The organism is Streptomyces sp. NPDC002564 (genome assembly GCF_042889645.1).
Lineage (GTDB): Bacteria > Actinomycetota > Actinomycetes > Streptomycetales > Streptomycetaceae > Streptomyces.
This window is the reverse complement of sequence record NZ_JBIARE010000007.1, coordinates 462567-487351: the sequence shown is the minus strand read 5'-3', so window position 1 is coordinate 487351 and position 24785 is coordinate 462567. Positions and strand designations below refer to the sequence as shown.

Annotated in this window: 11 protein-coding genes; 9 read left to right on the top strand and 2 right to left on the bottom strand. The window is 73.1% G+C overall.

Annotated elements, in window-relative coordinates:
• Positions 1–52 precede the first annotated feature (52 nt).
• Positions 53–691, bottom strand: coding sequence for a hypothetical protein (locus tag ACFYXE_RS26215; protein WP_389316170.1), 639 nt, complete (start codon positions 689–691; stop codon positions 53–55).
• A 281-nt stretch (positions 692–972) separates the two neighbouring features.
• Here ACFYXE_RS26215 and ACFYXE_RS26210 point away from each other — a divergent pair, with 281 nt between their 5' ends.
• On the top strand, positions 973–3132 hold the full coding sequence (locus ACFYXE_RS26210; protein WP_389316168.1) for a RecQ family ATP-dependent DNA helicase: 2160 nt from the start codon (positions 973–975) through the stop codon (positions 3130–3132).
• Positions 3133–3247: 115 nt separating this feature from the next.
• Here the strand turns inward: ACFYXE_RS26210 and ACFYXE_RS26205 are convergent, their stop codons facing one another.
• Positions 3248–4195 carry a methionyl-tRNA formyltransferase gene (locus ACFYXE_RS26205; protein ID WP_361178906.1) on the bottom strand — a complete coding sequence of 316 codons (948 nt, stop codon included), beginning with the start codon at positions 4193–4195 and terminating at the stop codon, positions 3248–3250.
• Between the two features lie 262 nt (positions 4196–4457).
• Here ACFYXE_RS26205 and ACFYXE_RS26200 point away from each other — a divergent pair, with 262 nt between their 5' ends.
• From ACFYXE_RS26200 to ACFYXE_RS26165, 8 genes are all read left to right on the top strand, one after another.
• The gene (locus ACFYXE_RS26200; RefSeq protein WP_389316165.1) at positions 4458–5813 is read left to right on the top strand and encodes a lysine N(6)-hydroxylase/L-ornithine N(5)-oxygenase family protein; all 1356 of its coding nucleotides are present in this window, start codon (positions 4458–4460) and stop codon (positions 5811–5813) included.
• Between the two features lie 110 nt (positions 5814–5923).
• Positions 5924–6982, top strand: coding sequence for a FecCD family ABC transporter permease (locus ACFYXE_RS26195; RefSeq protein ID WP_389316163.1), 1059 nt, complete (start codon positions 5924–5926; stop codon positions 6980–6982).
• Positions 6979–8040, top strand: coding sequence for a FecCD family ABC transporter permease (locus ACFYXE_RS26190; protein WP_389316161.1), 1062 nt, complete (start codon positions 6979–6981; stop codon positions 8038–8040). The genes ACFYXE_RS26195 and ACFYXE_RS26190 overlap by 4 nt, the downstream gene beginning before the upstream one ends.
• A gap of 76 nt (positions 8041–8116) precedes the next feature.
• Positions 8117–8956 (top strand): ABC transporter ATP-binding protein, encoded by an 840-nt coding sequence (locus tag ACFYXE_RS26185; RefSeq protein ID WP_389316159.1) that lies wholly within the window; start codon positions 8117–8119, stop codon positions 8954–8956.
• Positions 8957–9093: 137 nt separating this feature from the next.
• On the top strand, positions 9094–10143 hold the full coding sequence (locus ACFYXE_RS26180; protein WP_389316157.1) for an iron-siderophore ABC transporter substrate-binding protein: 1050 nt from the start codon (positions 9094–9096) through the stop codon (positions 10141–10143).
• A gap of 63 nt (positions 10144–10206) precedes the next feature.
• Complete coding sequence (locus ACFYXE_RS26175) at positions 10207–12009, top strand: ABC transporter ATP-binding protein (protein WP_389316155.1); 1803 nt, start codon at positions 10207–10209, stop codon at positions 12007–12009.
• A 58-nt stretch (positions 12010–12067) separates the two neighbouring features.
• Positions 12068–23035: an amino acid adenylation domain-containing protein gene (locus ACFYXE_RS26170; RefSeq protein ID WP_389316153.1), complete on the top strand. Its 10968-nt coding sequence runs from the start codon at positions 12068–12070 to the stop codon at positions 23033–23035.
• Positions 23019–24725, top strand: a complete 1707-nt coding sequence (locus tag ACFYXE_RS26165; RefSeq protein WP_389316151.1) for an ABC transporter transmembrane domain-containing protein — start codon at positions 23019–23021, stop codon at positions 24723–24725. Before ACFYXE_RS26170 ends, ACFYXE_RS26165 begins: the two co-directional genes overlap by 17 nt.
• Positions 24726–24785: the final 60 nt, after the last annotated feature.

Below are 24785 nucleotides of genomic sequence, written 5' to 3'. Positions count from 1 at the left end.
GGCACGGGAAGGACCGGCACCGCGCCGACCCGGTGCCGGCGGGCGGGCGCGGTCAGCGTGCCGCCGCGCGGCGCAGTACCTCGGAGGCGGCGCCTCCGGTGCGCGGCGCGGGCGGATCCGTCTCGGAGAAGGTCTCGGGCCGCGAACCGACGCTCGGCCGCCGCCCGGCGCGCCCCTCGCCGAGCACCTGCCAGCCGTCCTGCGTCAGCGTGATGTACGCGCCGCAGCGCAGCCCGTGCAGCGTGCACGCGTCCCGCAGCCCCCACATCCAGGCCCCGTCCTCCTGGGTCCAACGGGCGTCCCCGTCCCGGCAGTAGAGCAGGACGGCGGTGCGCACCGGGGTGCGGCGGCGCAGATCGTGCGGGATCACCCGGCGCAGCTGCGCCAGCAGCGCGTTGCGGAACACCCAGCCGTCCGTCGCCGTCGCACGGCGGCTGAACGAGGCGCTCGCCCGCAGCCGTTCGTCCGGATCCAGCACCGCGAGGACGGCCGTCGCGGGGCCCGGCCGGTGCAGGGCGTGCAGGGCGCCCACGACCTCCCGGGGGTTGCGCAGCAGCGGAATTCCGGCGGCGGACCACTCCGCGGGTTCGAGCATCCGGGCCAGTCGGTGGGCGGAGTCGGCGGACAACGCGGCCGATGTCAGGTGTCCCGACATCCCTGCCGCACCGGACGAAGCGAATCCGAAGGTCACGGTCCTCCCTTCGGCTACGCGCCCCCTACGGGAGGGCGGGGACGGACTGGGGGAGCGCACCGCGGCACAGCCCTACCGGACCTCGGGGAGCCGCACGGGGAGCGATCCCAATTCTTCCCGTCGCCGTCGCCCGCGGCAACGAGCAATCGGCGCCGAGGGCCGGAATCGGACGATGCGCTGCATATATCCCTGCCCAGATCGGCGGCCGTGACGCCCGCACGGCGCGGCACGGTCCCGTGGCGAATTGGGCGATTGTCAGTGGCATCGGGTTGCATGGGGTCATGACCAACCAGGAGCTGCGTACCGAAGCCGACGCCATCCTCGCCGAGCTCGTCGGCGACCCCGGGGGGTCGGCGCGGCTGCGGGAGGACCAGTGGCAGGCCGTGGCGGCCCTGGTCGAGGAGCGGCGGCGGGCCCTGGTGGTCCAGCGCACCGGCTGGGGCAAGTCCGCGGTGTACTTCGTGGCGACCGCCCTGCTGCGGCGGCGCGGCGCGGGCCCCACCGTGATCATCTCGCCGCTCCTGGCCCTCATGCGCAACCAGGTCGAGTCCGCGGCGCGCGCCGGCATCCAGGCCCGCACGATCAACTCCGCCAACCCCGAGGAGTGGGAGACGATCTACGAGGAGGTCGAGCGCGGCGAGACCGACGTCCTCCTGGTCAGCCCCGAGCGGCTCAACTCGGTGGACTTCCGCGACCAGGTGCTGCCCCGGCTCGCGGCCACCACCGGCCTCCTGGTGGTGGACGAGGCGCACTGCATCTCCGACTGGGGCCACGACTTCCGGCCGGACTACCGCCGGCTGCGGGCGATGCTCGCCGAGCTGCAGGCCGGGGTGCCCGTCCTGGCCACCACCGCGACGGCCAACGCGCGCGTGACCGCGGACGTGGCCGAGCAGCTGGGCACCGGCGCCGGTGAGGCCCTGGTGCTGCGCGGCCCGCTGGAGCGGGAGAGCCTGCGCCTGGGCGTGGTCCAACTGCCGGACGCCGCGCACCGGCTGGCCTGGCTCGCCGAGCACCTGGACGAGCTGCAGGGCTCCGGCATCATCTACGCCCTGACGGTCGCCGCCGCCGAGGAGGCCACGGCCTTCCTGCGCCAGCGCGGCTTCACCGTCGCCTCCTACACCGGGCGCACGGAGAACGCCGACCGGCTGCAGGCCGAGATCGACCTCCAGGAGAACCGCGTCAAGGCGCTGGTCGCCACCTCGGCGCTCGGCATGGGCTTCGACAAGCCGGACCTGGGCTTCGTGGTCCACCTCGGCTCGCCGTCCTCGCCGATCGCGTACTACCAGCAGGTGGGCCGTGCGGGCCGCGGCGTCGAGCACGCGGACGTGCTGCTGCTGCCGGGCAAGGAGGACGAGGCCATCTGGCGCTACTTCGCCGACACCGCCTTCCCGCCCGAGGAGCAGGTCCGCCAGACCCTCACCGCCCTCGCCGACGCCGGACGGCCGCTGTCCGTACCGGCGCTGGAAGCCGTGGTCGAGCTGCGCCGCACCCGCCTGGAGACCATGCTCAAGGTGCTCGACGTGGACGGCGCGGTGAAGCGGGTCAAGGGCGGCTGGATCTCCACCGGCGAGCCGTGGATCTACGACGCCGAGCGGTACGCGTGGGTGGCCAAGCAGCGCCAGGCCGAGCAGCAGGCCATGCGGGACTATGTGGGCACGACCCAGTGCCGGATGGAGTTCCTGCGCCGGCAGCTGGACGACGAAGGGGCCGCCCCGTGCGGCCGTTGCGACAACTGCGCGGGCCCCTGGACCGACGCGTCCGTCTCGGCGGAGGCGCTCACCGGGGCGGCGAAGGAGCTGGACCGCCCCGGGGTCGAGGTCGAGCCGCGCCGGATGTGGCCGACGGGCATGCCCGCGCTGGGCGTCGACCTCAAGGGCCGGATCCCCGCCAAGGAGCAGTGCTCCACCGGGCGGGCGCTCGGGCGGCTCTCGGACATCGGCTGGGGCAACCGCCTGCGCCCGCTCCTCGCCGAGAACGCGCCGGACGCCCCGGTCCCCGACGACGTCCTGAAGGCCGCGGTGGCCGTGCTCGCCGACTGGGCGCGCTCCGCGGGCGGCTGGGCGACGGACGGGCCGGACGCCCTGGCCCGGCCGGTGGGCGTCGTCGCCGTTCCCTCGCTGGCGCGCCCGCAGCTGGTCGGCTCGCTCGCGCAGGGCATCGCGACGGTCGGGCGGCTGCCCTTCCTGGGCACCTTGACGTACACCGGGCCCGACGGCGCCCACGCGGCCCGCCGCAGCAACTCCGCGCAGCGGCTGCGGGCGTTGTCGGACGCCTTCGCCGTTCCGCCGGAGCTGGCCGCCGCGCTGGCCGAGAAGCCCGGCCCCCTCCTGCTCGTGGACGACTCCACGGACTCGGGCTGGACCCTGGCCGTGGCGGCCCGGCTGCTGCGCCGGGCGGGCGCGGAGCAGGTGCTGCCGCTGGTGCTCGCCGCGGCGGGCTGAGCGGTCGCGGGTCCGGCCGTCCCGGTCCGGGCGCCGGTCCGGCCGTCCCGGTCCGGGGCCGACCCGGGCGCCGGTCCGCGCCGACGACGGCGCGGACGGACGCCCCGACGTCGGGTCAGGGACGGCTCGTCAGGTAGCCGCCCATGGAGGTGAAGTACTCCGTGGCGGGCAGCTCCCGGCCGTCCTCGGTGCGCACGCGCGTGATGGCCAGGCCGTGGTTGCGGCCGGTGCGGGCGTCCGCACCGGCGACGATCACGACGCCCTCGCCCTCGCGGTAGAAGATGCGGCCGGGCGTGCCGCCGTAGCGGCCCTCGGAGACGACCGCGGAGACGATCTCCAGGCGCTTGCCCTTGTGGAAGGCGAACGCGCTGGGGTACGGCGCGGACTGGGCGCGGACCAGCCGTGCCAGGTCCTCGGCCGGCCAGGTCCAGTCGACGCGGATGTCCTCGACCGAGCGCTTGTGGAAGAAGGTCGCCTGCGAGCGGTCCTGCTTGGTGAACTCGGTCCGGCCCGCGGCGATCAGGTCGAGCGCGCCGATGGTGACCGGGGCGATGAGGTCGACCGTCTTGTGGAAGAGGTCGGTGGCGGTGTCCGTCGGGCCGACCGCGACGGCCTCCTGGCGCACGATGTCGCCGGCGTCCAGCTCGTCGTCCATCATGTGCGCGGTGACGCCCACTTCGGGCTCGCCGTTGATCATCGCCCAGATGATCGGGGAGAAGCCCGCGTACTTCGGCAGCAGCGAGTCGTGGACGTTCAGCGTGCCGTGGCGCGGCAGGCCGAAGATGCGCGGCGGAATCCACGTACGCCAGTTGTTGGCCACGATGATGTCCGCGTCGGCCGCCTTGAGGCGCTCGAACAGCTCGTCGTCGTCGGGGCGGTTGCGGATGACGACCGGGACGCCGTGCTCCTCGGCGAGGTCGGCGACGGAGTCGCTCCAGATCTTCTCGTACGCGTGCTCGCTCTTGGGGTGCGTCACGACCATCACCACGTCGTGCTCGGAGTCCAGGAGGGCTTGCAGGGTGCGGTGCCCCCAGGTCTGGTAACCGAACATGACGACCCGCATGGGGTTCCTCCTCAGAGCAGGGAATGACCGACGGCAAGTAAAGCAAGGCTTGCCTTAGTCTGCAACGAGTCCGTTCGGCGGGGCAGTTGATAGGGGCGGGCGGTTCGTGCTAAGGGGGTCCGCCGTCCGATTTGCCCGGTCGACAGTGGCGATGGATTAGCTTAGGCTCACCTAAGTTCGAGTGGGTCGCTCTGTCGATGTGCCCACCTTTTGTACCTTCCCCCACGCCTGACAGGCGGCTTCCCCGCACGATGGGAGTGACATGTCACAGGTTCTTCCTGGCGACGCACCACTGGTCCACGACCTCATTGGCATCGGCTTCGGCCCGTCCAATGTGGCCATGGCGATCGCGCTCAGCGAGCACAACGCAAGCGTCGGCAGGGAGGAGACGGTCACCGCTCACTTCTTCGAGCAGCAGCCGTCCTTCGGCTGGCACCGCGGCATGCTGATCGACGACGCGACCATGCAGGTGTCCTTCCTCAAGGACCTGGTCACACAGCGCAATCCCACCAGCGAGTTCAGCTTCCTGTGCTACCTCAAGAGCAAGGGCCGGCTGACCGACTTCATCAACCACAAGAATCTCTTCCCCCTGCGCGTGGAGTTCCACGACTACCTGGAGTGGGCCGCCGCCAAGGTCGACGACATGGTCTCCTACGGCCACGAGGTCGTCGGCGTCACGCCGTTCGTCGTCGACGGCGTCGTGGAGTACCTGGACGTCACCGTCCGCTCGGCGGAGGGCCTCGCGGTCCACCGGGCCCGCAACCTGGTCATCGGCACCGGACTGCGCCCCCTCGTGCCGGAGGGCATCGAGCGCGGCGAGCGCATCTGGCACAACTCCGACCTGCTCACCAAGGTCGACTCCCTGGAGGGCACCTCGCCCTCGCGCTTCGTCGTCGTGGGCGCCGGGCAGAGCGCCGCCGAGAACGTCGCCTACCTGCACCGCCGCTTCCCCGAGGCCGAGGTCTGCGCCGTCTTCTCGCGCTACGGCTACAGCCCCGCCGACGACAGCAGCTTCGCCAACCGGATATTCGACCCGGACGCGGTCGACGAGTACTTCGACGCGCCCGAGGACGTCAAGCGCCGGCTGATGGACTACCACGGCAACACCAACTACTCCGTGGTGGACATCGATCTGATCGACGACCTGTACCGGCAGATGTACCGGGAGAAGGTGCTCGGCACCGAGCGGCTGCGCTTCCTCAACGTGTCCCGGCTCACCGGCGCCAAGGAGACGGACGAGGGCGTCCGCGCCACCGTGAAGTCGCTCGTCACCGGCGAGGAGAGCGCCGTGGACGCCGACGTCGTGGTGTTCGCCACCGGCTACAGCCCCGCCGACCCGGTCGGTCTCCTCGGCGAGGTCGCCGACCGCTGCCTGCGCGACGACACGGGCCGCGTCCGCGTCGAGCGCGACTACCGCGTCGCCACCGACGCGGACTTGCGGTGCGGCATCTACCTCCAGGGCGGTACGGAGCACACGCACGGCATCACGTCGTCGCTGCTGTCCAACATCGCGATCCGGGTCGGCGAGATCCTCGACTCCGTGCGCGAGCGCGCCGCCGGTACCGCCGCCGACACGGCCCGCCCGGTGGCCGGCGAGACGGGCAGCGCCGCCCGCTAGGGGGACCCGCACGGTCCGCTCCGGCCCGGCTCACGCCCCGTACTCCCCGGGGCGTGGGCCGTCCACCTGCCGTCCTGCCCGGGCCGATCAAAGGGATAACGTACGTCGACATGAGCACGACTGCAGTCGAGCGCCCGATACCGAGGGGCGCGACAGGAGCCCGTCACCGACGGGTGGTGGGTCTGGGTGTGCTGGCCGTGATCCTGGTGATCACGGGGGCGCTCTCGCTGGCCGTCGGCGCGCGGGCCCTGAGCCCCGCCGAGGTGTGGCACGGCCTGTTCGCCGGGCCGGAGTCCGACCAGCGGCTCACCGAGATCCGGCTCATCGTGCAGACCGTGCGGCTGCCCCGGACGGTCCTCGCGATGGTGGCGGGCGTCGCCCTGGGCGTCGGCGGCGCGCTGATCCAGGGATACACGCGCAACCCGATCGCGGACACGGGCCTGCTCGGCGTGAACGCCGGCGCCTCGTTCGCCGTGGTGTCGGTGGTCGCCGTCCTCGGGCTCTCCAACCCCTTCCAGTACGTCTGGTTCGCCTTTCTCGGTGCCGCGGTCGCCGGTGTGGTCGTCTTCGGCCTCTCCAGCCTGGGGCGCGGCGCGGGCAATCCGCTGACGCTCGCGCTCGCCGGGCAGGGCATCACGGTCTTCCTCACCGCGATGAGCACCGCGGTCGCGCTCTCGGACCAGAAGTCGCTGAACGCCTTCCGGTTCTGGAACTCGGGCTCCGTGGCCGGTGTCGGCTTCGACGTCATCTGGCCGCTCTCCGCCTTCATGGCGGTCGGTCTGGTCCTGGCCCTGACCACGCTACCGGCCCTCAACCTCCTCAACCTCGGCGACGACGTGGCGCGGGGGCTCGGCGTGAACATCGCGCTGAGCCGGACCGTCGGCATCGTCGCGATCACCCTGCTCGCGGGCGCGGCCACGGCGGCCTGCGGCCCGATCGCCTTCCTCGGGCTCATGGTGGCCCACGTGGCCCGCTACCTCACCGGCCCCGACTACCGCTGGCTGGTCCCGTACGCGGGTCTGCTCGGCGCGGTCGTCCTGCTGGTCTGCGACATCGTGGGGCGCCTCGTGGTGCGGCCCGGCGAGCTGGACGCGGGAGTCGTCGTGGCGCTGCTCGGGGCCCCGTTCTTCGCGGTCCTGGTGTGGCGAGGAAAGTTCAAGAACGCATGAACGGGACAGACGTGAAGCCCTCGGTGGCGCCGGGCGTACGGCTCGGCGCGATGTCGTTCGTCTGGCGGCCCTGGCTGGTCCTCGTCACGCTGCTGCTCGCGGCGGCGACCTTCCTGGTGTTCTGCCTCTCCATCAGCATCGGCGACTTCCCCATCGGGATGTCCCGGGTGCTCGCCACGATCGTCGGCAGGGGCGAACAGGTCGACGAGTTCGTGATCATGGATCTGCGGATGCCGCGGGCCCTGGCCGGACTCGTCGTGGGGATCGCGCTCGGGGTGTCCGGCGCGCTGACGCAGTCCATCGCCCGCAATCCGCTGGCCAGTCCGGACATCCTGGGCATCACCGGCGGCGCGAGCGCGGTCGCGGTGTTCGTGGTGACGATGTCGGGCGGTGCCGCCACGGCGATCGCCGACTCCGTCGGGCTGTCCGCGGCGGCGCTCGCGGGCGGGCTCGGCACCGGCCTGCTGGTGTACTTCCTGGCCTGGCGGCGCGGTGTCGACGGCTTCCGGCTCATCCTCATCGGCATCTCGGTGAGCGCCGTGACGGAGGCGATCACCACCTGGCTGCTGACCTCGGCCGACATCCGCGATGTCGCCCGCGCGCAGGCGTGGTTGGTCGGCTCGCTGGACAACCGGTCGTGGAACGAGGTGTGGGTGGCGCTGTGGTGCTCGCTCGCCCTGCTGGTCGTGGTGACCGCCGTCGCGTTCCAGTTCAAGCCGCTGCACCTGGGCGACGACGTCGCCGCGGGGCTCGGCGTGCGGTACGGCAGGGTGCGCGCGGTCCTGCTGCTGTGCGCGGTGCTGCTGGCCGCCGTGGCGGTGAGCGCGGCGGGCCCGGTCCCGTTCGTGGCGCTGGTCGCGCCGCAGGTGGCGATGCGCCTCACGCGCCGCCCCACGCCGCCGCTCGTGGCGTCCGGCCTGTTCGGCGCGCTGCTCCTGATCGGCGCCGACCTGATCGCGCGCACCGCGCTGCCGTCCGGTCTGCCGGTCGGCGTGGTCACCGCCGCGATCGGTGGACCGTTCCTCGTCTACCTGTTGGTGCGGGCCAACCTCAAGTAGCCGAGGGGGATCCGATGGCCGGTTCACCCCCGATAGCTGGTACAAAGGTGAGGCAAACCTAATAACAGGGGGGCTTGTGGTCACTCAGTACATCACCGAGATCGAGTCGGGTGTCGAGGGCGACGCCCGGCTGGCGGCCAGGGACGTCTCCGTCGGCTACGGCAGCCGGACCGTCATCGACGGCCTCGACGTGGCGATCCCGCCCGGGGTCATCACGACGATCATCGGCCCCAACGGCTGCGGGAAGTCCACCCTGTTGCGCACCCTGACGCGGCTGCTCAAGCCGACCAGGGGCACGGTCGTCCTGGACGGCGAGGACATCGACAAGCTCAGGACCCGGGACGTCGCCAAGAAGCTCGGCCTGCTGCCGCAGGCGCCGGTCGCGCCCGAGGGGCTCACCGTCTCCGACCTGGTCGCCCGGGGGCGCCACCCGCACCAGAGCTGGCTGCGCCAGTGGTCCTCCGACGACGCCGACGTCGTGGCGCGCGCCCTGGCCATGACCGGGGTCTCCGACCTCGCCGACCGCCCGGTCGACTCGCTCTCCGGCGGGCAGCGCCAGCGCGTCTGGATCTCCATGACGCTGGCTCAGGGCACCGACCTGCTGCTCCTGGACGAGCCGACCACCTACCTGGACCTGGCGCACGCCCTCGACGTGCTCGACCTGGTGGACGACCTGCACGAGTCCGGCAACACCGTGGTCATGGTGCTGCACGACCTCAACCTGGCCACCCGGTACAGCGACAACCTCATCGTGATGAAGGAAGGTTCGATCCTGGCGCAGGGGCACCCGCGTGACGTGATCACCGCGGAGCTGCTGTACGAGGCGTTCGGACTGCGCGCCAAGGTCGTCGACGACCCGGTGGGCGACCGCCCGCTGATCGTGCCGATCGGACGCACCCACGTCCAACTCGACTGACCCCGCGAGGGGGAGGGCCGAGGGCGGGGTGGCTCCGGATGCCCAGGTAAGGCTAGGCTAACCTCATCTCCGCAGGTTAAGGTTTGGCTGCCCTTAGACAGGCACACAGCGGACAGCGCTATAGCAAGGGAATCCGGATGCTCCTCCATCGAACGACGCTCACCAAGCCCTGGCGGCGGCTGGCGGCCGTACTGACCGCCACCACCCTCGGCGTCGGCCTTCTCGCGGGCTGCGGCTCCGACAAGGAGGACAAGGCGGGCGACGAGGCCCCGGCCGCGGCCGGTGGCGCGTTCCCGGTCACCGTGGAGCACGCGTTCGGATCGACGAAGGTCGCCAAGGCGCCCAAGCGGGTCGTCACCGTCGGCTACACCGACGACCAGACCGTCCTCGCGTTCGGCACCAAGCCGGTCGGCATGGTCGACCAGTACCCGAACCCGGAGGGCAAGTCCCCCGACATCAACACCCAGTGGCCCTGGGTGAAGGACAAGTGGGGCGACGCCCGTCCCGAGGTCGTCATGAAGAACGGCGACTCCGGCCCGAACTACGAGAAGATCGCCTCGCTGCGGCCAGACCTGATCATCGCGGTGTACTCCGAGATCGACAAGGCGGCCTACGACAAGCTCTCCCAGATCGCCCCGACCGTGGGTCGCACCAAGGGCGAGAAGGAGCTGTTCAGCGCTCCCTGGCAGGACAACGTCAAGCACATCGCCAAGGCGCTGGGCAAGGAGGACGAGGGCACGAAGCTCGTCGACGGCGTGCAGGCCAAGCTGGCGAAGGCCAAGAAGGAGCACCCGAAGTTCGGCGACCAGACCGCCGTCGCGCTGTCCTGGTACAAGGACTCCATCAACCCGTTCACGTCCACCGACGTGCGCGGCCGGCTCCTGACCGGCATGGGCTTCAAGTACCAGACCAAGATCGACAAGATCGCGGGCGGCAAGTTCTCCACCGAGCTCTCCCCGGAGCGCACGGACCTGGTCGACGTCGACCGCATCGTCGTCATCAACGACAAGGCGGACACCGAGGCGTTGAAGAAGTTCAAGCTCTTCAGCAACCTGGACGCCGTGAAGAAGGGCAAGGTGTCCTACCTGCTGGACAGCGAGGGTCCCGCCGTGGGTGCCGCGATGTCCCAGGGCACCGCGCTCTCCCTGCCGTACGCGATCGACGAGCTCGTCAAGTCGGTCGAGTAGAGAAGCCGGTCGCATGAAGATGCCGTTCCACCCGTCCCGTCCCCGGCCCGACTTGGTCTACGCGTGAGCACCACTGAGACATCCACCGCCGACACACCCGTCGCCCCGGCGACCCTGCGTACGGCGACCGGACGCGAGGCCACCCGGTGGGTCTCGGCGCACTGCCGCGACGTGCCGTGGCTGACGACCGCCACGGTGGTGAGCACGGTGGCGGGGGCGGCACTCCAGGTGCTCCCCGTGCTGCTGCTCGGCCGGGTCGTGGACGGGGTGGTCGGGGGCGACTCGCGCTCGGTCCTCGTCACCGTCGGCATCCTGATGGGGGCCGCCGCGCTGCTCGGCGCGGCGGCCACCGCCCTGTCGACCTACCTGATCGGCCGGCTCGGCGCGGACCTGCTCGCGACGCTGCGGGAAGGCGCCGTCCGTGCGGTGCTCGGGATGCCGAGCGCGCGGATAGAGCAGGTCGGCAGGGGAGACGTGCTCTCCCGGGTCGGCGACGACGTGGCGGTGCTCTCCAAGGGCATCCGCACGGCCATCCCCACCGTGTTCTCGGCGGGTGTGCTCGTCCTCATCGCCACCTTCGGCATGTTCGGCCTCGACTGGCGGCTCGGCCTCGCGGGCGCCGCGGCGCTGCCCGCGTACGCGCTGGCCCTGCGCTGGTACCTGCCGCGTTCCGCCCCGCTCTACCGCAAGCAGCGGGTGGCCCAGGCCGACCGTGCGCAGGCGCTGATCAGCGGTCTGAACGGGATCGACACCGTCCGGGCGTACCGCCTGGAGGACTCGGTCCGCACGAAGGTCAACGACGAGTCGTGGCGGGTGCGCGACCTCGGCATCGAGGTGTTCCGGTTCTTCGGCCGGTTCGTCGGCCGGGAGAACCGCGCCGAGTTCATCGGTCTCGTGCTCATCCTCGTCGTGGGCTACGCCCTGCTGGAGGCCGACGCGGCCACCCTCGGCGAGGTCTCCGCGGCCCCGCTGATGTTCCACCGGCTGTTCACGCCGCTGGGCGCCATCATGTTCACCTTCGACGAGGCCCAGAAGTCGGGTGCGAGCCTGACCCGTCTCGTCGGTGTCCTCGGGGAGTCCGCGCAGGAGCGGCTGGTCGGCGACGCGTCGGTCGAGGCGGCCGGTGCCGGGGAGCACGCGGTGACGGTGCGGGGCCTCACGTTCAGCTATCCCGACACCGACGAACCGGTCCTCAGGGACGTCGACCTGACGATTCCGGCCGGCGGGTCGCTGGCCCTGGTGGGTGCCACCGGCGCGGGCAAGTCCACGCTGGCCGCGCTGATCGCGGGCATCGGGCACCCGCAGGCGGGCTCGGTGCGCGTCGGCGCGCAGGACCTCGCCGAGCTGGACGAGGCCGCGGCCCGCGCCCTGGTGAGCATCCTGACGCAGGAGACCCACGTCTTCTCCGGCCCGCTCGCCGAGGACCTGCGGCTCGCCGCGCCCGCGGCGACCGACGCCGAACTGCTCGACGCGCTGCGCACGGTGGGCGCCCAGGGCTGGGTCGACGCCCTGCCCGAGGGGCTCGACACCCCGGTCGGCGAGGGCGGCGAGCGTCTCGACGTCACCAAGATCGCGCAGATCGCCCTGGCCCGGCTCGTGCTGAGCCGTACGCCCGTGGTGGTCCTCGACGAGTCGACCGCGGAGGCGGGCAGCGAGGGCGCGGCCGAACTGGAGCGGGCCGTGCTGGCCGCGTGCGCGGGCCGCACCACGCTGTTCGTGGCGCACCGGCTGACGCAGGCGATGGCGGCGGACCGGATCGCCGTGCTGGACGCGGGGCGTGTGGTGGAGCAGGGCACGCACGAGGAGTTGGTCGCCCTGGGCGGCCGGTACGCGCGGCTGTGGCGGGCCTGGCGAGAGGGTAGTTAGGCAACCCTAATTTAGGTTAGCCTTACTGCGATTACCTGGAAGGGACGCTGTGTCTTCGATGATGGAACCGAGCGCTCGCCTCGTGCTGCTTTCCCCCACCCGCCTGGCCGACGTGCGCCGCCGCGCCGGCGACTACGGCGACCGGACGATCGCCGACGCGTGCGCCATCGCCCTGTCGTACTGGGCCACGGGCCGCAGCCCCGACGGCATCGAGCTCACCGCGGGCACGCTCTTCGCCGACGTGCTCGGCTGGGTCGACAACGGCGGCACCGGGCCCGGCAGTCGGGACGCGGGCGCGGACGGCCGCGGCATCGAGGCCCCCGACGGCGTCGAACCCGCCGACGCGCAGCGCGCCCTGGACGACCTGGCCGACTTCCCGGACCGCCCGCTCGGCACCATCGTCGCCAGCGGCGCCGCCGAGCGGCTGCGCACCCTGGCGCGCTGGAACGACACCGACGCCGACCGGGTCCGCCCCACCATCGTCGAGCTGTTCCGCGAGCAGGCCCGCACCCGCCCCGACGCCATCGCGATCGTCGACGAGCACCGCTCCCTGACCTACCGCGAAGCCGCCGAGCGCTCCGCCCAGCTGGCCCACCACCTGATCGAGCGCGGCCTCACCGCCGAGCAGGTCGTCGGCATCTCCCTGGACCGCTCCGCCGACATGGTCGTCGGCCTGCTCGGCGTCCTCCAGGCCGGCGGCGCCTTCGTGCCGCTCGACCCGCAGTGGCCCGCCGCGCGCCGCGCCGTCGTCATCGAGGACGCCCGTGCCGTCCTGCAGCTCAACTCCTCGGGCGGGCACGCCGAGGGCGAGCCGGAGGCCGTCGCCGTCGACCTCGCCGACTGGCGGTTCGGCGACCTGCCCACCGCGCCGACCGGGATCACCGCCGACGGCGACTCCCTCGCGTACGTGATCTTCACCTCCGGTTCGACCGGCCGGCCCAAGGGCGCGATGATCCGCCACGCGGCGATCAGCGAGCGCCTGCTGTGGCAGGTCGACGAGATCCTGGGCTTCGGCCACGACGACGCCTCGCTGTTCAAGGCGCCGCTCTCCTTCGACATCTCCATCAACGAGATCTTCCTGCCGCTGGTCTGCGGCGGCCGTCTCGTGGTCCTGCGCACCGGCGGCGAGCGCGACCCGCACCACCTCCTGAGCGTGATCGCCGAACAGCGCGTCACCTTCACGTACCTCGTGTCGTCCATGCTGGACGTGCTCCTGGAGATGACCGGCGACTCCGGCCGCCTGGACAGCCTGCGGCACGTCTGGTGCGGCGGCGAGGTGCTCACCCCCGAGCTGTACGAGCGGTTCCGCACCCGCCTCGACATCCCCATGTACCACGGCTACGGCCCCGCCGAGACGACCATCGGCGTCTCGCACGTCATCTACCGGGGCGCGGCCGAGCGCCTGTCGACGTCCATCGGCCGGGCCAACCCCAACACCCGGCTGTACGTCCTGGACGACGAGCTGCGCCCGGTCCCGGTCGGCGTCGGCGGCGAACTGTACGTCGGCGGCTTCCTCCTGGGCCGCGGCTACGTCAACGCGCCCGGCCTGACCGCCTCCCGCTTCGTCGCGAACCCCTTCGCCGCCGACGGGTCCCGCCTCTACCGCACCGGGGACCTCGCCCGGTTCGCCCCCGACGGCTCCCTGGACTTCCTGGGCCGCGCCGACAACCAGATCAAGATCCGCGGCATGCGCCTGGAGATCGAGGACGTCGAGGTCGGCCTCGCCGAACACCCCCGCGTACGGCACACCTGCGTGATCGCCAAGAAGAACACCGCGGGCGGCACCTACCTGGTCGGTTACGTCATCCCGGCCGCCGGGGCCGACGACCTGCGCGCCGACGACGTCAAGGCCTGGGCCGTCGCGCACATGGTCGAGTACATGGTGCCGACGCACGTCGTGGTGATGAAGGAGTTCCCGCTCACCGCGAACGGCAAGCTCGACCGCAAGGCGCTGCCCGAACCCGACACCCGCACCGGCTCCCTCGTCGCGCCCGCCACCGAGAACGAGCGCGCGGTCTGCGCCGCGGTCGCCTCGGTGCTCCAGCTCGAGCAGGTCGGCGTCGACCAGGACTTCTTCCAGCTCGGCGGCGACAGCATCCTGACGATCTCGCTGCTGAGCGCGCTGCGCGAGGCCGGCCTCTATGTGACCGCCCGGCAGATCTTCACGCACAGCGCCGTCGGCGCCCTGGCCGCCGTGGCCAGCCGCGAGGACGTCTCCGCCGTGGACCACGCCGACGTCGCGACCGGCGCCGTCGTGGGCTCTCCCGTCGTGCAGTGGCTCGGCGAGACCACCGGCGCGATCGACGGCTTCGTGCAGTCCGTCGTCCTGAACACCCCCGCCGACCTGACCGCCCCGGCCCTCGACGAGATCCTCGCCGCGCTGCTCGACCGGCACGCCATGCTGCGGGCGCGGCTGGTGCGCGGCGACCGCTGGAGCTTCGACATCCCCGAGGCGGGCCGGACCGCCCCGGCCTGGCAGGAGAGCGACCTGCCGCTCGACGACTGCGTCGCGCTCGCCACCGAAGGCCTCGACCCCGACGGCGGCACCATGCTGCGCGCCGTATGGCGCCGCGCCGCACGCCAGCTGGTCGTCGTCGTCCACCACGTCGTGATCGACGGCGTGTCCTGGCGCGTCCTGATGGAGGACCTGGCCACGGCCTGGCGCCGCAGCGCCGCCGGCGAACCGGTCGAACTGCCCCCGGTGGGCACCTCGTTCCGCCGCTGGACCCAGCTCCTGGCCCGCGCGGACTTCGACGCGGACCGCGCCTGCTACGAGCGCGCCCTGCCCGGCCCCGACCGGCCCCTGGGCCGCCGCGCCCCGACCGCCGCCGACACCGTCGCCCGCGAGCGGCTGCGGACCGTCTCCGTCGGCCCCGAGATCACCGCCGCGCTCCTGGGCGAGATACCCGCGAAGTTCCACGCGGGCGTCAACGACGTCCTGCTGACCGCGCTCGCCGTCACCCTCGCCCGCTGGCGCCGCGACCTCGGCCAGGACCAGACGTTCGCCCACATCGAACTGGAGGGCCACGGCCGCGAGGGCGGCTACGTCGCCGACGCCGCCGGCTTCGAGCCCGAACTGTCCCGCACCGTCGGCTGGTTCACCACCCTCTTCCCGGTCACCGTCGACCCCGGCGGCGCGCCCGACCTCACCGACCCCGGCTACCTCGCCGCCGCCCTCAAGGCGGTCAAGGAGGACCTCGCCCGGGTGCCGAGCAACGGCATCTCCTACGGCGCCCTGCGCTACCTCGCCGACACCCGCTTCGACGCCCCCGCCCCGCAGGTGCTCTTCAACTACCTGGGCCGCTTCGACGCGGGCGCCTCCGGCGACTGGAACCTCTCCGGCGCCACCGGCCAGCTCGGCGAGAAGCGCGACCCCGACATGCGCCTGCCGCGCGCCCTGGAGTTCAACGCGATCGCCGAACCCGCCTCGGCCGGCGGCGAGTACGAGCTGGTCACCACCATCTCCTGGCCCGAGGGCATGTTCACCGACGCGGACATCGCGACGCTCGGCGACTACTTCCGGGTCGCCCTGGCCGGGCTCGCCGCGCTCGACGAGGGCGGCCACACGCCCAGCGACTTCCCCCTGGTCCCGCTCACCCAGGCCGACGTCGACGCCCTGGACGGGCCCGCCCTGCGCGACGTCCTGCCGCTCACCCCGCTGCAGGAAGGCCTCTACTTCCACTCCGTCTTCGACGACGACTCGGCGGGCGCCTACGTCGAGCAGCAACTCCTCACGCTGGAGGGCGAGGTGGACGCCGACCGGCTCGCCGCCGCCGCCACCCGGCTGCTCACGCTCTACCCGAACCTCGCCGCGCGCTTCACCGCGCTCGCCGACGGCCGCGTCGTCTCCGTCCTGGACAGCGGCGCCCGTGCGCCGTTCACCACCCTGGACCGCCCCGGCATCACCGACGCCGGGCTCCGCGAGCTCGCGGAACGGGACCGCCGCGCCGGATTCGACCTGGCCACCGGGCCGCTGATGCGGTTCACGCTGGTCCGCGCCGGTGCCGGGCGCACCGTCCTGGTGCAGACCGTGCACCACATCATCGCCGACGGCTGGTCGGTGCCACCGATGCTCCGCGCGCTCCTCACCGAGTACCACGCGCCGGGCACCGTCCACCCCGTCGGCGGCTTCGCCGACTACGTGCACTGGCTGGCCGGACGGGACGACGACGAGAGCGACCGGGTGTGGGGCGAGGAGCTCGCCGGGCTGCCCGGCTCCTCCCTGGTCGCCGAGGGCCACACCCCCTCCGACCGGTTCGCCGACACCGCCGTCGCCGCCGACGGCGACCTCGACGCGGCCGTGCGCACGGCCGGCGTGCCCCTGAGCGTGGCCGTGCACAGCGCCTGGGCGGTGACGCTCGGCGGCATCCTGGGCAACACCGACGTGGTGTTCGGCTCCACGGTGTCCGGCCGCGACGCCGACGTGCCCGGCATCGGCGACATGGTCGGCCTGTTCATCAACACCGTCCCCGTGCGCGCCCGGTGGACCGCGACGACCCCGTCCCGCGACCTCCTCGCCGCCGTGCGCCGGCACCAGAGCGCCGTCCTGCCGCACCAGCACGTCTCGCTGGCCAGGATCGGCCGCCAGGCCGGCGCGGGCTCCCTCTTCGACACCCTGGTGGTGTTCGACGTGGCGACCGACGTGGACAGCCTGCGCACCCCCGACGCCGAACTCGTCATCGGCGAGATCGTGAACGAGGGCGCCCCGCACTACCCGCTGACCCTCGTCGTCGAGCGCGCCCTCGACGGCAGCCCGCGCTTCAACCTGATCTACGACGGCGAACTGCTCGGCGAGCCGACCGCCCAGGAGATCCTGCGGACCTTCTCCCGCACCCTCACCGGCCTGCTTACGCACCCCGACACCCCGGTCGCCGAGCTCGCCCCCGAGGCCACCCGCCCCGCGCCCGTCGAACGCACCACCCTGGCCGGCCTGTTCGACGCCGCCGCCCACCGCGACCCGGCCGCCACCGCCGTCACCCAGTGCGCCCTCGACGGCACCAGCCGCTCCCTGACGTACGGCGAACTGGCCGCCGCCAAGGACGAGCTGGCCGCCGTGCTGCGCGCCGCGGGCGTCGGCCCCGGCCGACGGGTCGCCGTCGCCGTGCCGCGCTCCGTGGAACAGGTCGTCGCCCTCGTCGCGATCGTCGCCGCCGGCGGCGCCTACGTACCCCTGGACCTCGCCTACCCGGACGAACGCCTGGAGTACATCCTCACGGACGCCGCCCCGCAGGTCGTCCTCGTCGACCGCGACGAGCGCGAGCGCTTCACCGCGCTCCTGGAACGGACCGGCGTCCCGGCCCGCGTGCTCGTCCAGGGCGACGAACCGGCGCCCGCCGAACCGTCCGCGGACACCGCGGCGCCCGCCGCCCGCTGGCACGACCCCGCCTACGTGATCTACACGTCCGGCTCGACCGGCCGTCCCAAGGGTGTCGTCGTCCCGCACTCCGGCGTGGTGACGCTGCTCGCGCAGACCCGGCCCGCCATGGAGTTCGGCCCGCACGACGTGTGGGTGCAGTTCCACTCCTTCTCCTTCGACTTCGCCGTCTGGGAGCTGTGGGGCGCCCTCGCCCACGGCGCCGAGCTGCTCGTGCCGGAGTACGGCCTGACCCGCTCCCCGGTCGACTTCCACCGCCTGGTGCGCGAGCGCGGAGTGACCGTGCTCAACCAGACGCCGTCCGCCTTCTACCAGTTCATCGAGGCCGACCGGCACGCCGGTGGGGCGCTGCCCGCGCTGCGCCGGATCATCTTCGGCGGCGAGGCGCTCGACCTCGGGCGGCTGCGCGGCTGGGTCGAGCGGCACGGCACCGGCTCGCCCGAGCTGGTGAACATGTACGGCATCACCGAGACCACCGTCCACGTCACCCAGCGGGTGCTGACCGACGCCGACTTCGGACCCGGCGACGACGTCAGCCCGATCGGCGGCCCCCTTCCCGGCCTGGTCACCCACCTCCTGGACGACCGGCTCCGGCCGGTGCCGCCGGGCCGGGTGGGCGCCATCTACGTGGCGGGCGACCAGGTGTCGCTCGGCTACCTGGGCCGCCCCGGCCTGACCGCGGGCCGGTTCGTCGCGAACCCCTTCGCGGACGACGGCTCCCGGATGTACCACACGGGCGACCTGGCCCGCCGCACCCTCGACGGCGAGCTGGAGTTCGCCGGGCGCGCCGACGACCAGGTGCAGCTCAAGGGCTTCCGCATCGAGCTCGGCGAGGTGGAGTCCGCGCTCCGCGAGCTCGCCGGCGTCGTCGACGTCGCCGTCACCGTCGCGGACAGCGGCGACCACCTGGTCGCGCACGTCGTGGGCAGCGCGCCCGGCGACCTCGCGGGCCTGCTCTCCGCGAAGCTGCCCGTGCACATGGTGCCGGGCCGGGTCCTGACCGTCGACGCGCTGCCGCTGACCGTCAACGGCAAGCTGGACCGCACGGCACTGGCCGCACGGGCCGCCCAGGAGGACGCGTCCGCCGCCGCGGCCGGCTCCCCGGCGGACGCGGGCGACTCCGCGCTGGCCGCGCTGGTCGGCATCTTCGCCGACACGCTGCCCGGCTCCGCCGCGGACGCCGACACCGACTTCTTCGCCGCGGGCGGCGACAGCATCGTCGCCATCACCGTGATCAACCGCGCCCGCGCCCTCGGCCTGCCGATCGCGCCCCGGGACGTCTTCCTGTTCCGTACGCCCCGCGCGCTCGCCGGACAGCTCGCGGCGAACGCCCCGCGGCCCGCTGCGGCCGCCCCCGCGCGGCCCGCGGACGGACCGGTGGCACCGACGCCGATCATCCTGCGCCAACGCGAACTGGGCGGCTCCCTCGACCGGTTCGTGCAGGCCAGGGTCCTCCAGGCGCCCGAGGGCACCGGGTTCGCCGACGCCGAGCGTGCCGCGCGCGCCGTCGTCGCCGCCCACCCGGCGCTGCGGCTGCGGCTGCGCACCGAGCACGGCGTGTGGTCCCTGCGCACCGAACCCGCCGGGGAGCCCGCCGTCGTCCGCACGGACGCCGCCGACCCGGGCGCCGCGGCCGACGAGGCCGCGGGACGGCTCGACCCCCGGACCGGCGACCTCGTCGCGTTCTCCTGGCTGGAGTCCCGCCGCGCCCTGGTCGTCACCGTGCACCACCTCGCCGTCGACGCGGTCTCCTGGCTGGTGCTCCTCGACGACCTGGCCACCGCCATGAAGGGCGCCGACCTGGCGCCGCCGACCACCTCCTACGCCGAGTACGCCGAGGCGCTCACGCTCGCGTCGGCCGCGGCGGACGACGACCTCGGCCACTGGATCGACACGCTCCGGGCCCCCGCGCTGCTGCCCGCGGCCGAGGGCGCGGCCACGGTCGACGGGCTGCGCGAGACCACCGTCGTCCTCCCGCCCGAGGCCAGCGACCGCGTCACGCGCACCGCGCCCGCCGCGCTCGGCGTCGGCCTCACCGAGTTGCTGTGCGGCGCGCTGCGCAGCGCCCTGACCCACATCCAGGACGCGCCGTCCGACCTCGCGGTCGAGCTGGAGCGGCACGGCCGGGTCCCGGCCCGCGAGGACCACGACTACACCCGCACCGTGGGCTGGTTCACCTCCATCGCGCCGGTCCGCCTGAGCGCCCACACCGACCCCGTCGCCGCGGCGCGCGAGGTCGCCGAGCGCCAGCCCGACGAGCACGGCCACGTCGCGTACGGCCGCCTGAAGTACCTCGACCCGCAGACCGCGCCGCTGCTCACCGGACGCCCCCAGGTCCTCTTCAACTACCTGGGCCGGGGCAGCGAGTCGCAGGCCGTGCACGTCACCGGCGGCGACCAGGCCAGCCCGTACGCCGTCGAGGTCAACGCCTGGGTCGACGACGCCACCGGCAGCCTGCACGCGGCCTTCACCCTCGCCGACGGCATCCCCGACGCGCTCACCGAGCACTGGCTCGGCGCGCTGCGGCACCTCGCCGACGCCTCCGCGACGGCCGAGCGCACCGCGCCGGTCACCCCGCTCCAGCGCGGCCTGTTCTTCCAGGCGCAGCTGGCCGGTACGGCCGGGCACTACGTGGCGCAGAGCTGGTTCGCCTTCGACCGGCGCCTGGACACCGACGCGCTGGCCGAGGCCATGGCCCACGTCATCGCCCGGCACCCGGTCGTCGGCGCGGGCTTCACCACCGACGACGACGGCAACCCCGTCCAGGTCCTCAAGGCCGGCCGCCGCGTCGCCGTCCACACCGTCGAGCTCGACGACGAGGCGGACGTCGAGGCGCTGCGCACCCGCGACCGCGACACCGGCTTCGACCCGGCCGAGCCGCCGCTGATCCGGCTGACCGTGGTCCGCCTGCCGGGCGGCCGCGACGGCCTGCTGCTCAGCTACCACCTGCTGCTGTGGGACGGCTGGTCCCGCGAGATCGTGCTGCGCGACCTCTTCGACGCCTACGCGGCCGTCGTCGCGGGCGAGCCCCTCGACCCGACCCCGGCCACGCCGGGCTTCGAGGAGTACGCCCGGGCGCTCGACGCCAAGGACCCGGCCGTCTCGGAGCGCTTCTGGGCGGAGCACCTGGCCGCGCTGCCCGGCCCGACCCTGCTGGCAGGACCGCGTCCGGTCCTCTCCGACGAGCTGCCGCCCGCCCTCGTGCACACCCTCACCGCCGAGCAGTCGGACCTGCTGCGCGAGGCGGCCAAGGCCCACGGCGTCACGCTCAACTCCCTGCTGACCGGCGCCTTCGGCCTGCTCCTCGGGGCCCGCACCGGCCGCAGTGACGCGGTGTTCGGCGTCACCGTCTCCGGACGGGACGGCGAGGGCCTGTCCGACATCGTCGGCGTGCTGCTCAACACCGTGCCCATGTGGACGAAGGCCCGCCCGCACGACACCGTCGGCGCCTACCTGTCCGCCGTGCAGGCCGACCGGGTCGACGCGATGGAGCACGAGCACCTCGGGCTCGGCGAGATCCAGCGCGCCAGCGGCCACGACACGCTGTTCGACAACCTCTTCGTGCTCCAGAACTTCCTGGACATGGACGCGTTCGCCGAGATGAACGCCCGCCACGGCATCACCTCGGTGCGGGCCGACGACTCCACGCACTACCCGTACACCTGGGTCGTCACCCCCGGCGAGCGCCTCACGGTCAAGCTGGAGCACCGCCACGGCGACTCCGGGGACGCCCGCGGGCTCCTCGACGCCTACGTGCGGGTCCTGACGGACCTGGCCGGGGCGACCGGTCGGGTCGGCGCGCTGCCGGGCCTCGGCGAGCCGCCCGTGCCCGCCGACCGCACGGACGTCGGCACGGACACCGTCGTCGACCGGTTCGACCGGGCGGCCGACCGCGAGCCCGAGCGGGTCGCCCTCGTCGCCCACGGCGCCGCCATGACCTTCGCCGAACTGCGGGACCGCAGCCGCGCGGTGGCGGGCGTGCTCGCCGCACGCGGCATCGGCCCGGAGACGAACGTCGGGCTCGCGATCCCGCGCTCCCTCGACTCGATCGTGGCGCTGTTCGCCGTGCTGCGCGCGGGCGCCGCGTACGTACCCCTGGAGCTCGACCACCCGGACGAGCGGATCGCCGCGATCGTCGCGGACGCCCGCCCGGACGTGATCCTCACGGTGAGCGCCGTGGCGCCCCGGCTGACCGGGGACGTGGTCGGCGTCGGCGCCGACGAGCTGATCGAGCTCGACCGCCCGCTGCCGGCCGCCGAGCCGTTCGTCACGTTCGCGCCCGGGGACCCGGACCGGCTGCGCCACCCCGCGTACACGATCTACACCTCCGGTTCGACCGGCCGGCCCAAGGGCGTGGTGACCGAGTACGCCGGACTCACCAACATGCTGGTCAACCACCAGCGCCGGATCTTCGAGCCGGTCCTCGCCGAGCACGGGCACCGGACCTTCCGGATCGCCCACACCGTGTCGTTCGCCTTCGACATGTCGTGGGAGGAGCTGCTCTGGCTCGCCGACGGCCACGAGGTGCACATCTGCGACGAGGAACTGCGGCGGGACGCGCCCGGACTCGTCGAGTACTGCCTGGAGCACGGCATCGACGTCATCAACGTGACGCCGACGTACGCCCAGCAGCTGGTGGCCGAGGGCCTGCTCGACAACCCGGAGCGGCGCCCGGCGCTCGTCCTGCTCGGCGGCGAGGCCGTCACGCCGACGCTGTGGCAGCGGCTCGCCCGCACCGAGGGGACGGTCGGCTACAACCTGTACGGCCCGACCGAGTACACGATCAACACCCTGGGCGTGGGCACCTTCGAGTGCCAGGACCCGGTGGTGGGCGTCGCGATCGACAACACCGACGTGTACGTCCTCGACCCGTGGCTGCGGCCGCTGCCGGACGGCGTCCCCGGCGAGCTGTACGTGGCGGGCGTCGGCATCGCGCGCGGCTACCTCGGGCAGAGCGCCCAAACCGCGCACCGCTTCGTCGCCTGCCCGTTCGGCGGGCCCGGCGAGCGCATGTACCGCACCGGCGACCTGGTGGTGCGCAGGCCCGACGGGAACCTGACGTACCTGGGCCGCACCGACCAGCAGGTCAAGATCCGGGGCCACCGGGTCGAACTGGGCGAGGTCGAGGCCGCGTTCGCCGCGCACCCCGCGGTGCGCTTCGCCGCGGCGGTGGCCCAGCCCGACCCGCAGGTCGACGGCGCCCACCGGCTCGCCGCCTACCTGGTGCTCGACGGCGCCGACCTGGCGGACGTGGCCGCCGCCGTGGGCACCGGCCTGCCGGACTTCCTGCGGCCCACGCACTACGCGCAGGTCGACCGCATCCCGCTCACCGTGAACGGGAAGGCTGACACCAAGGCGCTGCCGGAGGCCAAGCCGCTCGGCGCGCTGACGACGGTGGGGGAGCGCGGCCCGGAGACCGAGACCGAGACCGTGGTCTGCGAGTTCTTCGCCGAAGCCCTGGACCTCGACGACGACGAGGTGAGCGCGGTGAGTGACTTCGTGGCCCTCGGGGGACACTCGATGCTGGCGGTGCGGCTGATCGGGCTGCTCCGCCGCGAGTACGGTCCCGTGGTCACCATCCGTGACCTCTTCACCCTGCGAACCCCGGAAGCGATTGCCCGCCATCTCGATGACAATGCCGACAACTCCTGACCCGCAGCGGCCCCGCAAGGGGTCCGACATCCTGCGCACCGCCCTGCGCCGCAACGTCGGCGCCATGGCCGCGGGCACCTCCCTCATGGGCCTGTACCAGGCCGGCGAGACGGCCTTCCCCATCGCACTCGGCATGATCGTCGAGCACACGATGCAGGACGACCGGACGCTCGGCTCGCTGGGCCTGTCGATCGGCGCGCTCGCGGTGATCATCACGACCGTCTCGCTGTCGTGGCGGTTCGGCATGCGCGTCCTGCAGAAGGCCAACACGACCGAGGCACACCGCTGGCGGGTGCGGGTCGCCGCCTGCGGCCTGCAGCCGGTGGCCAGGGACGTCGACCTCAAGTCCGGCGAGGTGCTGACCATCGCCACCGAGGACGCCGACCAGACCGCCGACATCATCGAGGTGGTGCCGCTGCTCGTCAGCTCGCTCGTCGCGGTGGTGGTCGCCGCGGTCGCCCTCGGCCTCGCCGACCTCCGGCTCGGCCTGCTCGTGATCGTGGGAACCGTCGCGATCCTGTCGGTCCTGAGCGTGATGTCCAAGCGGATCGGGTCCAGCACCCGCGAGCAGCAGGCCCGGGTGGCGCGGGCCGGCGCGAAGGTCGCCGACCTGATCTCCGGGCTGCGCCCGCTGCACGGCTTCGGCGGCAACCACGCGGCGTTCCGCTCCTACCGCGCGGTCAGCTCGGAGGCCAAGCACCAGTCGATCACCGTCGCCAAGGTGAACGGCGTCTACGCGGGCACCGCCCAGGCCCTCAACGCGGTCCTCGCGGCCGCGGTGACCCTGACCGCGGGCTGGCTGGCCTTCGAGGGGCAGATCACCATCGGCGAGCTCGTGATGGCCGTGGGCCTCGCGCAGTTCATCATGGAACCGCTCAAGCTGTTCTCGGAGATGCCCAAGTACGTGATGATCGCGCGGGCGTCGGCCGAGCGGATGGCACTGGTCCTCGCCGCCCCGCCGGTGACGAGCCCCGGCCCCGGCCGGCCGGCCCCCGGCGGTGACCTGGAGATCGACTGCGTGCGGTACGGGTCGCTGCGCAAGCTGAAGTTCACGGTGGCCGCCGGGGAGTTCGTGGCGATCGCCGGCTACCAGCCGCGCGCGGTCGCCGACCTCGCCGCGATCCTCGCGGTGAACGTGCCGCCCGAGGAGTACGAGGGTGTGGTGCGGGTCAGCGGGCAGGACCTCGCCGACCTGTCGGCCGAGTCGGTCCGCGAGCACATGCTGGTGAACCCGTACGACGGCGAGATCTTCGCGGGCACCCTGCGCACGAACATCGACCCGGCGGGCACCAGCGCGATGGTCCCCGAGGCCGTCGAGGCCTCGATGCTGACCGATGTCGTCGCGCTGCACCGCGAGGGACTCGACTACGGCGTGCGCGACCGCGGCGCGAACCTCTCCGGCGGGCAGCGCCAACGCCTGTCGCTGGCCCGCGCGCTGGCCGCCGACACCGACGTCCTCGTGCTGCACAACCCGACGACGGCCGTCGACGCGGTCACCGAACAGCTCATCGCGCGCAACGTGGCGAAGCTGCGCAGGGGCCGCACCACCGTCGTGATCACCAGCAGCCCGGCGCTGCTCGACGCGGCGGACCGGGTCCTGGTCCTGGACGACGGCGTCATCGCCGCCGAGGACAGCCACCGCAACCTCCTGGCCACGGACCAGGACTACTGCCTGGCCGTGGCGCGCTGAGGCGGCCGCGGACCCACCCGTACGCACGCGTGCGCCGAGCGATCCGACCGGACCGCTCGG

Excerpts from the sequence above, each read along its gene's own strand:
- ACFYXE_RS26195 (WP_389316163.1), top strand. The coding sequence starts at position 5,924 with ATGAGCACGACTGCAGTCGAGCGCCCGATACCGAGGGGCGCGACAGGA.
- ACFYXE_RS26165 (WP_389316151.1), top strand. The coding sequence starts at position 23,019 with ATGCCGACAACTCCTGACCCGCAGCGGCCCCGCAAGGGGTCCGACATC.
- ACFYXE_RS26170 (WP_389316153.1), top strand. The coding sequence starts at position 12,068 with ATGATGGAACCGAGCGCTCGCCTCGTGCTGCTTTCCCCCACCCGCCTG.
- ACFYXE_RS26205 (WP_361178906.1), bottom strand. The coding sequence starts at position 4,195 with ATGCGGGTCGTCATGTTCGGTTACCAGACCTGGGGGCACCGCACCCTG.
- ACFYXE_RS26210 (WP_389316168.1), top strand. The coding sequence starts at position 973 with ATGACCAACCAGGAGCTGCGTACCGAAGCCGACGCCATCCTCGCCGAG.
- ACFYXE_RS26190 (WP_389316161.1), top strand. The coding sequence starts at position 6,979 with ATGAACGGGACAGACGTGAAGCCCTCGGTGGCGCCGGGCGTACGGCTC.
- ACFYXE_RS26200 (WP_389316165.1), top strand. The coding sequence starts at position 4,458 with ATGTCACAGGTTCTTCCTGGCGACGCACCACTGGTCCACGACCTCATT.
- ACFYXE_RS26180 (WP_389316157.1), top strand. The coding sequence starts at position 9,094 with ATGCTCCTCCATCGAACGACGCTCACCAAGCCCTGGCGGCGGCTGGCG.